The organism is Trinickia sp. HAY1-2D (genome assembly GCF_056754935.1).
This window is the reverse complement of sequence record NZ_JBPGWX010000002.1, coordinates 444,702-457,449: the sequence shown is the minus strand read 5'-3', so window position 1 is coordinate 457,449 and position 12,748 is coordinate 444,702. Positions and strand designations below refer to the sequence as shown.

Annotated in this window: 12 protein-coding genes; 8 read left to right on the top strand and 4 right to left on the bottom strand. The window is 64.4% G+C overall.

From position 1 onward, the window contains the following. Positions 1 to 10: 10 nt before the first annotated feature. A complete protein-coding gene (locus tag ACR9ZC_RS09140) occupies positions 11 to 265 on the bottom strand; it encodes a hypothetical protein (RefSeq protein WP_331571721.1) in 255 nt (84 codons plus the stop codon). 223 nt (positions 266 to 488) lie between these two features. Here ACR9ZC_RS09140 and hemA point away from each other — a divergent pair, with 223 nt between their 5' ends. From hemA to ACR9ZC_RS09110, 6 genes are all read left to right on the top strand, one after another. Continuing rightward, positions 489 to 1,775, top strand: coding sequence for a glutamyl-tRNA reductase (gene hemA, locus ACR9ZC_RS09135; RefSeq protein ID WP_481580038.1), 1,287 nt, complete (start codon positions 489 to 491; stop codon positions 1,773 to 1,775). An 88-nt stretch (positions 1,776 to 1,863) separates the two neighbouring features. Beyond that, positions 1,864 to 2,946 (top strand): peptide chain release factor 1, encoded by a 1,083-nt coding sequence (prfA, locus tag ACR9ZC_RS09130; RefSeq protein ID WP_481580037.1) that lies wholly within the window; start codon positions 1,864 to 1,866, stop codon positions 2,944 to 2,946. A 46-nt stretch (positions 2,947 to 2,992) separates the two neighbouring features. Continuing rightward, entirely contained in the window at positions 2,993 to 3,883 is an 891-nt protein-coding gene (prmC, locus tag ACR9ZC_RS09125) for a peptide chain release factor N(5)-glutamine methyltransferase (RefSeq protein ID WP_481580036.1), read from the top strand. A 122-nt stretch (positions 3,884 to 4,005) separates the two neighbouring features. Beyond that, on the top strand, positions 4,006 to 4,317 hold the full coding sequence (gene grxD / locus ACR9ZC_RS09120; RefSeq protein WP_331571713.1) for a Grx4 family monothiol glutaredoxin: 312 nt from the start codon (positions 4,006 to 4,008) through the stop codon (positions 4,315 to 4,317). A 42-nt stretch (positions 4,318 to 4,359) separates the two neighbouring features. Continuing rightward, positions 4,360 to 4,962, top strand: a complete 603-nt coding sequence (locus ACR9ZC_RS09115; protein WP_481580035.1) for a UbiX family flavin prenyltransferase — start codon at positions 4,360 to 4,362, stop codon at positions 4,960 to 4,962. A 139-nt stretch (positions 4,963 to 5,101) separates the two neighbouring features. Beyond that, positions 5,102 to 5,893 (top strand): DODA-type extradiol aromatic ring-opening family dioxygenase, encoded by a 792-nt coding sequence (locus ACR9ZC_RS09110; RefSeq protein WP_481580034.1) that lies wholly within the window; start codon positions 5,102 to 5,104, stop codon positions 5,891 to 5,893. An 85-nt stretch (positions 5,894 to 5,978) separates the two neighbouring features. Here the strand turns inward: ACR9ZC_RS09110 and ACR9ZC_RS09105 are convergent, their stop codons facing one another. Beyond that, complete coding sequence (locus ACR9ZC_RS09105) at positions 5,979 to 7,568, bottom strand: APC family permease (RefSeq protein ID WP_331571707.1); 1,590 nt, start codon at positions 7,566 to 7,568, stop codon at positions 5,979 to 5,981. A gap of 413 nt (positions 7,569 to 7,981) precedes the next feature. Here ACR9ZC_RS09105 and ACR9ZC_RS09100 point away from each other — a divergent pair, with 413 nt between their 5' ends. Then, complete coding sequence (locus tag ACR9ZC_RS09100; RefSeq protein ID WP_173260067.1) at positions 7,982 to 8,185, top strand: cold-shock protein; 204 nt, start codon at positions 7,982 to 7,984, stop codon at positions 8,183 to 8,185. Positions 8,186 to 8,246: 61 nt separating this feature from the next. On the opposite strand, the gene ACR9ZC_RS09095 is transcribed toward ACR9ZC_RS09100, so the two are convergent. Further along, on the bottom strand, positions 8,247 to 9,512 hold the full coding sequence (locus tag ACR9ZC_RS09095) for an Hsp70 family protein (protein WP_481580033.1): 1,266 nt from the start codon (positions 9,510 to 9,512) through the stop codon (positions 8,247 to 8,249). Between the two features lie 189 nt (positions 9,513 to 9,701). Between ACR9ZC_RS09095 and ACR9ZC_RS09090 the strand changes: the two genes are divergently transcribed. After that, on the top strand, positions 9,702 to 11,177 hold the full coding sequence (locus ACR9ZC_RS09090; protein ID WP_481580032.1) for an MFS transporter: 1,476 nt from the start codon (positions 9,702 to 9,704) through the stop codon (positions 11,175 to 11,177). Positions 11,178 to 11,265: 88 nt separating this feature from the next. Here the strand turns inward: ACR9ZC_RS09090 and ACR9ZC_RS09085 are convergent, their stop codons facing one another. Beyond that, a complete protein-coding gene (locus ACR9ZC_RS09085) occupies positions 11,266 to 12,552 on the bottom strand; it encodes an MFS transporter (RefSeq protein WP_481580031.1) in 1,287 nt (428 codons plus the stop codon). Positions 12,553 to 12,748: the final 196 nt, after the last annotated feature.

Sequence of the window (12,748 nt, the reverse complement as noted above, 5' to 3'; positions counted from 1 at the left end):
CAGGCCTCATTTATCGTCGAGTCGCCAGACCGACGGTCACCGCCACGGCGATGAACGCGACGGCCGTGCAGACCGGCCACTCGAACACCCCGCCATCGTAGAAAAGCCCGGACACGTTGCCGGCCATCTTCGCGGCCGCGGCGGCCACGATGCCGACGCCAACGGCAATGAACCAGCGCACGCGGCTCGCGCGATAGAGCGGGTGCAAGCGCCAGCCGGCCAGCCCGACCACGATGCCGAGCACGACGAGTCCGGGCCACCCCATCAGCCGCGCCCCGCCGTCGACCGTACCGGTCGAAACACGCGGAAATGGTATGAACCTGTCGATCGCATGGCGGTCTTTTTCGATGACGGAGAGGGTTGGAAAAGGGACGCTCCGGGGCCCGCGCCCGGGATTGACGCGGACGTGCCCAAAGCATGGAACCGTTATAATACCCGGCTGAAATCCTAGCGCCGCCCTGTCAACCTGGCGGCAATGCACCCCGCATATGCAACTGCTAACGATCGGAATCAATCACCACACGGCGCCCGTCGCACTGCGCGAACGTGTGGCGTTTCCGCTCGAAGAGATCAAGCCGGCGCTCGCCGCGCTCAGATCGCTGTGGCTGGGGCGGCCGGCGCTCGGGGCTCCCGAGGCGGCGATCCTGTCGACTTGCAACCGGACCGAGCTCTATTGCGCGACTGACGACCGCGCGCCGCGCGAAGCCGCCATCGAATGGCTTGCGCACTATCACGGCATGGACGCTGCCGATCTCGCTCCGCACGTCTATGCGCTGCCGCAGTCGGAAGCCGTGCGCCACGCTTTTCGCGTTGCCTCGGGGCTCGATTCGATGGTGCTCGGCGAAACACAAATCCTCGGACAAATGAAGCACGCCGTGCGTGCCGCTTCCGACGCGGGGGCGCTCGGCACCTACCTCAATCAGCTTTTCCAGCGCACGTTCTCGGTCGCGAAGGAAGTGCGCGGCACGACGGCCGTGGGGGCCCAGTCGGTCTCGATGGCCGCCGCGGCGGTCCGCCTCGCCCAGCGCATCTTCGACAAAATCTCGAACCAGCGCGTGCTTTTCATCGGCGCGGGAGAGATGATCGAACTCTGCGCCGCGCACTTCGCCGCACAGGAACCGCGCGAGTTGGTCATCGCGAACCGTACCGTGGAGCGCGGCGCGAAGCTGGCCGAACGCTTTCGCGGACGTTCGATGGCACTCGCCGAGCTGCCCACGCGGATGCACGAGTTCGACATCATCGTTTCGTGCACGGCGTCGACGCTGCCGATCATCGGACTCGGCGCCGTCGAACGGGCTGTCAAGGCGCGGCGGCGCCGGCCGATCTTCATGGTCGATCTCGCGGTGCCGCGCGACATCGAACCCGAAGTGGCCGAGCTGCAAGACGTTTTCCTCTATACCGTCGACGATCTCGGTGCGATCGTTCGCGAAGGCAACGCTTCCAGACAAGCGGCGGTGGCCCAGGCGGAAGCGATCATCGAGACGCGCGTACAGCACTTCATGCAGTGGCTCGACGCACGCAGCGCCGTGCCGGTGATCCGCCACATGCACATGCAGGCCGACGTGCTGCGGCGCGCCGAACTCGAGCGCGCGCAAAAGATGCTCGCGCGCGGTGACGACCCGGCAGCGGTGCTCGAAGCCTTGTCGCAATCGCTCACCAACAAGCTGATCCACGGCCCGACGCACGCGCTCAACCGCGCGAGCAGCGAAGACCGGGCCGCGCTCGTCGAGTTGCTCGGCGGCGTATACCGGCACGCGAAGCCCTCCGATCGTTAGCGTCGCGGCAAACGCCGCGCCGGCGCGGGCACCCCCACCCGAGCACTGTCCCCGATTCCTCTTCCTTTCAGGAGCCCCGCTCCAGACCATGAAAACGAGCATGCAACAGAAGCTCGACCAGTTGACCACCCGGCTGGCCGAACTCAACGATTTGCTGAGCCGTGGCGACGTGACGGCCAATCTGGACCAATATCGCAAGCTCACGCGCGAACATGCGGAGATCGGGCCAGTCGTCGAGCATTACGGCCAATGGCGCCAGGCGCGCACCGACGCGGCAACGGCGCAGGAGCTGCTGGCCGACGCGTCGATGCGTGAGTTCGCCGAAGAAGAAGCGCGCGCCGCGCGAGAACGCATGGGTCGCCTCGAATCGGAGCTGCGCACGATGCTGCTGCCGAGAGATCCGAACGACGAGCGCAACATCTTCCTCGAAATCCGCGCCGGGACAGGCGGCGACGAATCCGCGCTGTTCGCCGGCGACCTGCTGCGCATGTACCTGCGCTACGCCGAGCGCCAGCGTTGGCAGGTCGAAATGATTTCGGAAAGCGTCTCGGATCTCGGCGGATACAAGGAAGTGATCGTCCGGATTGCGGGTCAGGGTGCCTACTCGCGGCTCAAGTTCGAGTCGGGCGGTCATCGCGTGCAGCGGGTACCGGCCACGGAAACCCAGGGCCGCATCCACACTTCGGCATGTACGGTCGCGGTCATGCCGGAGGCCGATGAGATCGGCGAAGTCGAGATCAATCCGGCCGATTTGCGCATCGATACGTTCCGGGCGTCGGGCGCGGGCGGTCAGCACATCAACAAGACCGATTCGGCCGTGCGCATCACGCACTTGCCGACGGGCATCGTCGTCGAATGCCAGGACGATCGGTCGCAGCACAAGAACAAGGACCGCGCGCTCAAGGTCCTCGCAGCACGCATCAAAGACAAGCAGTACCACGAGCAACACGCGAAGGAAGCCGCCACGCGCAAAAGCCTGATCGGTTCGGGAGACCGCTCGGAACGCATCCGGACCTACAACTTCCCGCAAGGCCGGCTCACCGATCACCGCATCAACCTGACACTCTACAAGCTCGAAGCCATCATGGACGGCGATCTGGACGATCTGATCGCCGCGCTCGTGAGCGAACATCAGGCCGAGCTGCTCGCCTCGCTCGGCGATGCAGAATGAGCACGCCCGCGCCCTTTTTTCCGCACGGTACGACCGATCCGCCACCATGACGACCCGAAGCCCCGCCGCAGCGCCCGATCGCGCAGCCGAGCCGCCCCTACCGGCCACCCCCGCCGCGCTGCTGCGCGCGACGCGCTTGCCCGCACTCGAAGCGCGCATTCTGCTCGCTCACGCGCTAGGCTGGCGGCGCACGGAGCTCATCACGCGCGGCGACGAGCAGCTCGACAACGAGGCGCTTCACCGCTATCGCGCGCTCGAAGCGCGCCGCATGAATGGCGAGCCGGTCGCACAACTGACGGGCAGCCGCGAGTTTTTCGGCCTTCAGTTCGAGATCACGCCGGACGTATTGATCCCGCGCCCCGAAACCGAGCTGCTCGTTGAAACGGCGCTCGCGGCTATCGTCGGCATTGCCATGCCGCGCGTGCTGGACCTCGGTACAGGCAGCGGCGCCATCGCCGTGGCCATCGCCGCGACGCGGCCCGACGCTCGCATCTGGGCGCTCGATCGCTCGGCCGCGGCGCTCGCCGTCACCGCGCGCAACGCTGCGAAGCTGCTCGATGCTCGCCGCCCGGGCGGTGCGCCGACACTCGTCAAAAGCGATTGGTACGCCGCGCTCGACCCGGCGCTCGCATTCGATATCATTGTCGGCAACCCACCCTACATCGCCGCTGGCGATCCGCATCTCGCGCAGGGCGATTTGCGCTTCGAGCCGCGCGACGCGTTGACTGACGAAGCCGACGGACTCGCGGCGATCCGGACCATCGTGGACGGGGCGCGCCGATTCGTCGCACGAGGCGGCCAGGTTTGGGTCGAGCACGGCTACGATCAAGCGGAAGCCGTCCGTGCACTCTTTGCGAAGCATGGTTTCGAGAACGTCCGCTCGCTGGCCGATCTGGCCGGCATCGAGCGAGCGAGTGGCGGCGCCGCGCCGGCGTAACCCCCGCCGCAGCGTCGCGGCCCCTACGGCGCGAGGCGGCCCCGGCCGCCGAGTGCGAAATCCGTTATCATTTCGCTCTATCTCTCCCACATTCCGTGCCTGTCACGGATTCAAGGTCAGTCATGGACACGCAACAACGCATCAAGCAAATCGTCGACGAAAACCCGGTCGTGCTCTTCATGAAGGGCAATGCGCAATTCCCGATGTGCGGCTTTTCCGGGCGCGCCGTGCAGATTCTGAAAGCATGCGGCGTCGGCGAGTTCAAGACGGTCAACGTTCTCGAAGACGACGAAATTCGCCAGGGCATCAAGGAATATTCGAACTGGCCCACCATTCCGCAGCTTTATGTGAAGGGCGAATTCGTCGGCGGCTCGGACATCATGATGGAGATGTACGAATCGGGCGAACTCCAACAGCTCTTCACGGCCGCTTGACGCCGCGCGCGCTGCGTCGCGCCGCCTGATCGACTGCGTGCCATGCCATCGCCCAGCGCGCCGCCGCGCCGGCTCATTGTCGCCATCACCGGAGCGACCGGTTCGATCTACGGCGTGCGGCTGCTCGAAACGCTGCGCCGCCTAGGCGGGATCGAGTCGCATTTGCTCATTTCGAGCGCCGGCTGGCTCAATCTGCAGCACGAGCTGCAGTTGACCAAAGACGACGTACATCCGCTCGCCGACGTCGTGCATTCCGTGCGCGACGTCGGCGCCAGCATCGCATCGGGATCGTTCGCGACCGACGGCATGATCGTCGCACCCTGCTCGATGAAGACGCTCGCGAGCATTGCCCATGGCTTCGCCGATAACCTCATTACACGCGCCGCGGACGTCACGCTCAAGGAACGGCGCCGGCTCGTGCTGCTCGTGCGGGAAACGCCGCTGAACCTCGCGCATCTGCGCAATATGACGGCCGTCACCGAAATGGGCGGGATCGTCTTTCCGCCGCTGCCCGCGTTCTACAATCGGCCCGCTTCGATCGATGAGATCGTCGACGACACCGTAGCACGCGTGCTCGACCTGTTCGGCTTGGGCCACCCACTCGCAGCGGCGTGGCCCGGGTTGCGCGGCGAATCGACCGACTAGTCGTCTGTCGGGCACGTATCGGCGTCCATTGCCAACCAGCGCGATACGATGCGTTTCATGAAGACGGATTTATCGCGGCGACGGGTGCGCCTATAGTCGAGGCAAATCCTCTTTTGCCGCATTGCGCGGCGCTCCGATCATGTCCCGTCTACCCTCGCTTTATTTGTCCCACGGCGCGCCCACGCTGCCGATCGATCCCACCCTACCCTCGGCGGCATTCGGCACGCTGGCGGCCCGACTGCCGCGCCCGCGTGCGATTCTGATGCTCTCGGCGCACTGGGGTACGGCCAAGCCTCTGGCCAGTACCGCAGCCTCGCCGGCGACAATCCACGATTTTCACGGGTTTCCGCGTGCGCTCTACGAGATCGACTACCCGGCGCCGGGTGCGCCCGACGTTGCGCGCGAGGCCGTCGCGTTGCTCGAGGCGCAAGGCATCGATGCCGCGACCATCGAGCACGGGCTCGATCACGGCGCGTGGGTGCCGATGCTATTGATGTTTCCGCAAGCCGATGTGCCGGTCGCACAACTGTCGATCCAGCCGCACCGCGACCCGATGCATCACTTTCAGATGGGACGTGCGTTGCGTCCGCTTGCGGACGGCGGTGTGATGATCGTGGGCTCGGGCCAGATCACCCACAACCTGCGGGCAGCGGATTTCCACGCCGGGCCGGACGATGTCGATCCGCGCGTGGCGGAGTTCACGGATTGGTTCGAGGCGAGGCTTGCCTCGCACGATATCGATGCGCTGCTCGACTACCGGCGGCAGGCACCGTACGCGGCGCTGATGCATCCGAGCGACGAGCATTTGCTCCCGGTTTACGCGGCGCTCGGTGCGGCGCCCGACGATTACTCGCTCGAGATCGACTCGTTGGGCACCTATCAACGCGCGCTCGCGATGACGAACTACGTGTTCGACACGCCGGCTCCGTAAAGTCAGCGCGCCCCGCCCGGCCCGGGAAGGCCGGGCGGAGGCGCATCGAACGCGTTACCGATCGAAAGCTCAAGCCTCGCGGCGCTCACACGCCCACGCCTTGCATGATTTCCTCTTCGGGCTCGCGCTCATCCAGGTAGTGCGTGCGATACCCGGTATTGACTCCCCAGTAATAGAACCCGAGCGAGAAAACCGCGACGACGAGCATGTCCCAGCCGTAAGGCAGCACGCCCGTGCCGCCAAACTGCTTGCTGCCGATCAGGGACAGCAGTGCCATCGTCGGCAGATACGCGATGAGCCACCAGGCGGCCTTGAGATCGCGCCCCCAACCGGTCCAACCCGATTTGCCCTGGTAGTAGAAATAGACAGGCAACGCCACGATCATCAACAGGATGATTTCGCCCGTCAGCGGCCACTTCGCCCAGTAGAGAACCATCGACGCGCAAACGAATGCGAACGGCGAGACGATGTTCATGAGCGGCAGACGGAGCGGCCGCGCGACATCCGTGGCGGCACGGCGCAGCGCCATCAGGCTGACCGGCCCGGTCAGATAGGAAATGACGGTTGCGACGGAAATGACGGCCGCGAGCGAGCTCCAGCCGCGGAAGAACAACAGAAAGACGAACGAGACGAGCAGGTTGAACCACATCGCGTTGCGCGGCACACCGTAGAACGGGTGCACGTTGCCGAACATCTTCGGCAGCGTATTGTTGCGCTCCATTGCGTAGATCATGCGGGTCGTCGTGGCCATGTAGGTCGTGCCGGTACCGCTCGGGCTCACGAACGCGTCGACGTAAAGCATGATGGCGAGCCAGTTCAGATTCAGCGCGATCGCCAACTCCGCGAACGGCGAAGCAAAATTGAAGTGACTCCAGCCCTTGGCGACGTCGGCGGGATTGACAGCGCCGATATACGCTATCTGCAACAGGACGTAGATGACGAGCGCGAGCAGAATCGAGCCGATGACCGCGAACGGCACGCTTTTCGCCGGATTGCGTGCCTCGCCGGCGAGGTTCACCGGGCTTTGGAAGCCGTTGAACGCGAACACGATCCCGCTCGTCGCGACGGCCGTGAAGACCGCCGACCAGCCGTAGGGGGCGAACTCGCCCTGCGCGCCGAGGTTCTCGTGATGAAAGCCGGTGAACAGGCCCAGGATCGTGAGGCCCGGGATCAGGAATTTGAAGACGGTGATAGCCGTATTGGCGCGCGCGAAAACCTTCACGCCCCAGTAGTTGAGCAGGAAATAAACGATGACCAGCACTGCCGACAGGGCTATGCCCATGGGCGTTAACGATTCGTTGACGAAGAGCGCATGAGCCCAGTCATAGGGCCAAGTACTCATGTACTGAATGGATGCCTCGGCCTCGATGGGAATGACGGACACGATGGCGATCCAGTTCGCCCACGCGCTGATGAAGCCGACGAGTGCGCCGTGCGAATAGCGGGCATAGCGCACCATGCCGCCCGACTCCGGAAACATGGCGCCGAGTTCGGCGTAGGTGGTCGCAATGGCCAGAATGACGACGGCGCCGATGATCCAGGCGCAGATCGCGGCGGGACCCGCGATCTTGGCCGCCTTCCACGCTCCGAAGAGCCAACCGGAACCGATGATCGAGCCGAGCCCTGTCAGCATCAGCGCAAACGGCCCGATGTTCCGTTGAATAGAACTTTTCACAACCTCTCCTTAGGATTTTCGAACTGCCCGACGGGCCGTATGCGAACCTTTGTGGGGCTCGCTCGGGCGCCTGGCCTCGCGGCGGAGCTTGCCGCAACCAGGCGCAACCCTGTCGCGCGGCGGTAGTTTACCGGCTGCGCCCCACCGTAGGGCACAATTTGATCTGGAACCATCAAAAATGAGGCGAATCGCACCGGTGTGGGGCGGACCGTTCTATCCCACTGGCACAGTAGGGCGATGTTGACCGCGCGCAGGATTCGCCGTATAACGTCGTGGCAGGATTTCAAGTGGCGCGTGTGAATTGGTCTTTCGTGGTTCGCCCTTCAGGTACTCCGGTTGGTCCTATTACCCTTCCTTGATCTTCATGCACCCCGGGCTTCGGCCTTGTTCACTCATTTTTAGGAAACAGTAATATGGAAACCGGTACCGTCAAATGGTTCAATGACGCGAAAGGCTTTGGCTTCATTACGCCCGATGGCGGCGGCGAAGATCTCTTCGCGCATTTCTCGGAAATCCGTGCCGAAGGCTTCAAGACGCTTCAGGAAAACCAGAAGGTCCAGTACGAAGTGAAGACGGGCCCCAAGGGCAAGCAAGCGGCCAACATCAAGCCGCTGTAAGCGACACCGTCTTGACTGACGCAAAAACCCCGCGAATGCGGGGTTTTTTCATTTTGTCGATTCAGGCGTGGGCGAAGACGCGCTGCGCATGGATGCCGAGCCCCATTGCAACGCTCGCCAGGCGGTCGCCGAAAACGGGCGTGGCCTCAGGGAAGGCGTTCGCGATGGCATGGGTCAGGAAGGCGAGGCCCGTCGAGCCTCCGGTGAAATAGATCGCGTCGACATCGTTCGGCGCGAGGCCGGCCGCGCGCGCCGTATCGAGCGCTGCATCGACGATGCGGCGAGTCTCCTCGAACCCTGCATCGATCAGTTGTGCATCGTCGAACGCGAGTGAAAGCTCGGACTCGACATCGTCCAGATCGATCGATGTCTGCCCGCCCGCCGCCACGCCGATTTTCGCCTCTTCCGCCCGCGCGGCAAGGGCATGGCCAAGCCGGTGTTCCACCGCGCGGACCAGCCGCTCATGGTGCCGCACGTCGCGATAGAGATGCCGCATGAGCCGGACTTCACCGCTACGCTTGCCGGTATAGACGGTGTTGATCAGGTGCCACGTCGCAAGATCGAAGTAGACCCGGTTCGGCACTTCGCGGCCTTCGGGATCGAGCGATTTGTAGCCGAGCTCGCGCATGATCGTCGCGAGATTCACCCGGCGATCGAAATCCGTCCCCGCAACGTGCACGCCGTGATGCGCGAGCACGTCGTCCTTGCGATCGATGCGCTTCATGCGCTCAGGGCCGACGCGGACGAGCGAGAAATCGGACGTGCCGCCGCCGATGTCGGCCACGAGCACGAGCCCCTCGTTCGTCAAGCGGGCTTCGTAGTCGAACGCGGCCGCGATCGGCTCGTACTGGAAGTGCAATTCGCGCAAGCCGGCGGCCTCGGCAGCCGCCTCGAGCTGACGCTGCGCGAGGCGGTCGGCACGCGGATCGTCGTCGACGAAAAACACCGGACGGCCCAGCACCGCGCGGGTCACGCCATCGTGGGCACAAGCCTCCGCGCAAGCCTTCAAATGCGCGATGAAAAGCGCGATGACATCGGTGTACTTGATTGCGGTCCCGTCACCGAGCTCCGTCGTGCTCTCCGCGAGCGGAGACCCGAGAATGCTCTTGAGCGAGCGCATGAGGCGCCCGTCGAAGCCGTCGATATAGGCCTCGAGGGCTTCTCTTCCATACACGCGCGAATTTTCATCGGTATTGAAGAAAACAGCCGTCGGCAACGTCGCATGTTCGCCTTCGACCGGGGCGAGGCGCACGGCACCGGCCGCAGGCAGCGCAACCGCAGAGTTCGAAGTGCCAAAATCTATCGCGCAGTAAGTCGTCGCTGGCATGGCGTCACCCGTCGAGGCTGCGAAGAAGGACCGGCTTTGTAACACGAACGCCCCCCGCGGGCAACCGCAAATCTCGGCGGCAAACCGGACGCTTCGCCGCCACCAATCGCGGGCACGATGATTGCGCGCGACGTTCATTCCGCCCGCCATCGCATGCTTGCAGCCGGCTTTCATCAGGAGAATCGTCGCGTGGCTCAACCCGCACTCGATCGCACCGTAGACGAACCTCGCCCCGATGTCATCGAAACGGACTTACCTTCTCGGCTCGATCGCCTGCCATGGGGACGCTTTCATACACTCATCGTGGTGGCGCTCGGCGTGACGTGGCTCCTCGATGGGCTGGAAGTCACGCTTGCGGGGGCTGTGGCGAGCGCATTGAAAGCAAGCCCGGTTCTCAGATTTTCGAACGCCGATGTGGGCCTTGCGAGCAGCGCCTATATCGCAGGGGCCGTGCTCGGGGCGCTCGGCTTCGGCTGGCTCACGGACCGGCTCGGACGGCGCAAACTCTTTTTCATCACCCTCGGACTCTATGTGGCCGCCACGGCCGCCACCGCGCTTTCCTGGAATCTCGCGAGCTTCGCGCTCTTTCGCTTTCTGACCGGCGCGGGGATCGGCGGCGAGTACGCCGCGATCAACTCGACGATTCAGGAATTCACGCCGGCCCGTGTGCGCGGCTGGACCGATCTCGGCATCAACGGCACGTTCTGGGTGGGCGCCGCACTCGGCGCCGGCGGCTCGCTGGTGTTGCTCGATCCGCGGCTGGCACCGGGCGATCTCGGCTGGCGGCTATGTTTTTTTATCGGCGCGGCCCTCGCGCTCACGATCGTCTGGATGCGCATGTGGGTACCGGAAAGTCCGCGCTGGCTGATCACGCACAATCAGCCCCAAGCAGCGCGCGAAATCGTCGAGGCAATAGAAGCACGCTTTCATCGGGCAGGCAGACGGCCGACCCAGGAGGCGGTGCGTACACTGCGCTTCATCAGGCGCGGGCACACGCCGCTGCGCGAGGTGTTCGCGGCGCTCTTCGTACTGCATCGACGGCGCTCGCTCGTCAGCCTCGCGCTGATGACGGCGCAGGCGTTTTTCTATAACGCCATCTTCTTTACCTATGCGCTGGTGCTCACTGATTTCTATCATGTGCCCGGTGCCCATGTAGGCTGGTATCTGCTGCCGTTTGCGCTCGGCAATTTTCTGGGGCCACTGGTGCTGGGGCACGCGTTCGATGCCATCGGCCGCCGTACGATGATTACGTTCACCTATGCCCTATCGGGTTTACTGCTCATCGGAAGCGGATATCTGTTCGAGCGGCAGATGCTCGACGTCGTGCAACAGACCGCCGCCTGGATGGTGATCTTCTTTTTTGCCTCGGCGGCGGCAAGCTCCGCCTATCTCACGGTCAGCGAATCGTTCCCGCTTGAAATCCGCGCACTCGCCATTGCCGTCTTCTACGCTTTCGGCACGGGCCTTGGCGGGATCGCGGGCCCGGCGTTCTTCGGGCGACTCATCGATACGCACGAACGCAGCGCCGTCTTCGACGGCTATCTGGTGGGCTCTGCGTTGATGATCGCCGCGGCCGTCGTCGCGGCGATCTGGGGCGTAGATGCTGAACGCAGACCGCTCGAGCACGTAGCGTTGCCGCTTTCGGCGCTGCCCGACGACGAGTAACCGATGATGAAGAACTGCGAGGCGCCCTCGTTGAGAGCGCCCCGCAGCGGCGATGTCCAGCTACGCCGGGAATGGCGCCCCGCATGCGTCAGGCGGCCGGACTCAGGTCACGCACCAGGCCTCGACGATGGATTCGCAGCACGACGATGGCGGCGACGAGACACAACCCGCCCGAGATCGTCGACGCGACGGTGTAGGTTCCGAGATCGGCACGCAGCACACCGGCGCCGAACGCGGCGAAGGCCGCACCGAGCTGATGCCCGGCAACGATCCATCCGAATACGACAGGCGCCGACTCCTTGCCGAATACGTCGGTCGTGAGCCGGACGGTGGGCGGCACGGTGGCAATCCAGTCGAGCCCGTAGAACATCGCGAACAGCGGCAAGCCGAAGAATTGGACGCCAAATGCATGCGGCAGATAGATCAGCGACAGGCCGCGCAGTCCGTAGTACCAGAAGAGCAGCGTACGGCCGTTGAACCGGTCGGACAGCCAGCCCGAGAGCGTCGTGCCGAAGAGATCGAAAATTCCCATCGCCGCGAGCAGCGACGCGCCTTGCACCTCCGTCATCCCGTAATCGCCGCACATGGCGATCAGATGCGTGCCGATATAGCCATTGGTACTGGCGCCGCAGACGAAAAAGCTGAAGAACAGCAGCCAGAAGTCGCACTTGCCGGACGCCCGGGCCAACGTACCGAAGGCAATCGCGAGTGGGTTTTGCGTCGTACCGGCAGGGGCGACCGGAGCGTCGGGCGCCGCGCCGTAGGGACGCAATGCGACGTCGACCGGGCTTTCGGGCAACAGGAAGAAAACGAGCGGCAGGACGATGACGGCAGCTGCCGCGACGATCAAAACGACCGGCCGCCAGCCATGGTGCTGCGCCACCGACGCCAGCATCGGCAGAAATACGAGCTGCCCCGTGGCCGAGCTGGCCGTCAGGATGCCCATGACGAAACCGCGCCGCTCCACGAACCAGCGATTGACCACCGTCGCACCGAGCGTCAGCGCGGCCACGCCCGTGGCGCCCCCCACCATCACGCCCCAGCTCAATACCATTTGCCACGGCGCGGTCATCATCGAGGACAATGCCACTCCGCCCGCCATCACGGCCAGCGCGGCCAACACCGTCGGGCGCACGCCGAAGCGCTGCATCGCTGCCGCGGCGAAGGGCCCGGTCAAGCCATAGAGCGCGATATTCACCGAGATTGCCAGCGAGATCGTCGCGCGGCTCCAGCCGAACTCGTGCTCGAGCGGCACCATCATGACGCTCGGCGTCGCGCGCGTGCCCGCTGCGGCCAGCAGCACCAGAAACACGACGGCAGCCGCGAGCCAGCCGTAGTGGAACCTTCCTCCTATCCGTTTCGCTGCCCAGTTCATCGGCGCTCCTTTTTCTTGACGTACCGCGCGATGCGGCGCGCTGTTCATTGATTCGAGGTGTTCTTCGACGCGTTTCCGGGCCCCTGCGCCCGCTCTTGTGACCAAGCAGTCACTTCGAGTTGCAATGCTAGTTACCGATCGGTAACATGTCAAGGGTGTCGATTCGTAGGCCTGACGCACGCTCACCGGAAGGAAC

What these genes read in the sequence shown, in the direction of transcription:
- ACR9ZC_RS09110 (WP_481580034.1), top strand. Translation starts at nt 5,102, where the DNA reads ATGTCCCGTCTACCCTCGCTTTATTTGTCCCACGGCGCGCCCACGCTG.
- prmC (WP_481580036.1), top strand. Translation starts at nt 2,993, where the DNA reads ATGACGACCCGAAGCCCCGCCGCAGCGCCCGATCGCGCAGCCGAGCCG.
- ACR9ZC_RS09140 (WP_331571721.1), bottom strand. Translation starts at nt 265, where the DNA reads ATGGGGTGGCCCGGACTCGTCGTGCTCGGCATCGTGGTCGGGCTGGCC.
- ACR9ZC_RS09100 (WP_173260067.1), top strand. Translation starts at nt 7,982, where the DNA reads ATGGAAACCGGTACCGTCAAATGGTTCAATGACGCGAAAGGCTTTGGC.
- ACR9ZC_RS09095 (WP_481580033.1), bottom strand. Translation starts at nt 9,512, where the DNA reads ATGCCAGCGACGACTTACTGCGCGATAGATTTTGGCACTTCGAACTCT.
- prfA (WP_481580037.1), top strand. Translation starts at nt 1,864, where the DNA reads ATGAAAACGAGCATGCAACAGAAGCTCGACCAGTTGACCACCCGGCTG.
- ACR9ZC_RS09085 (WP_481580031.1), bottom strand. Translation starts at nt 12,552, where the DNA reads ATGAACTGGGCAGCGAAACGGATAGGAGGAAGGTTCCACTACGGCTGG.
- grxD (WP_331571713.1), top strand. Translation starts at nt 4,006, where the DNA reads ATGGACACGCAACAACGCATCAAGCAAATCGTCGACGAAAACCCGGTC.
- hemA (WP_481580038.1), top strand. Translation starts at nt 489, where the DNA reads ATGCAACTGCTAACGATCGGAATCAATCACCACACGGCGCCCGTCGCA.
- ACR9ZC_RS09115 (WP_481580035.1), top strand. Translation starts at nt 4,360, where the DNA reads ATGCCATCGCCCAGCGCGCCGCCGCGCCGGCTCATTGTCGCCATCACC.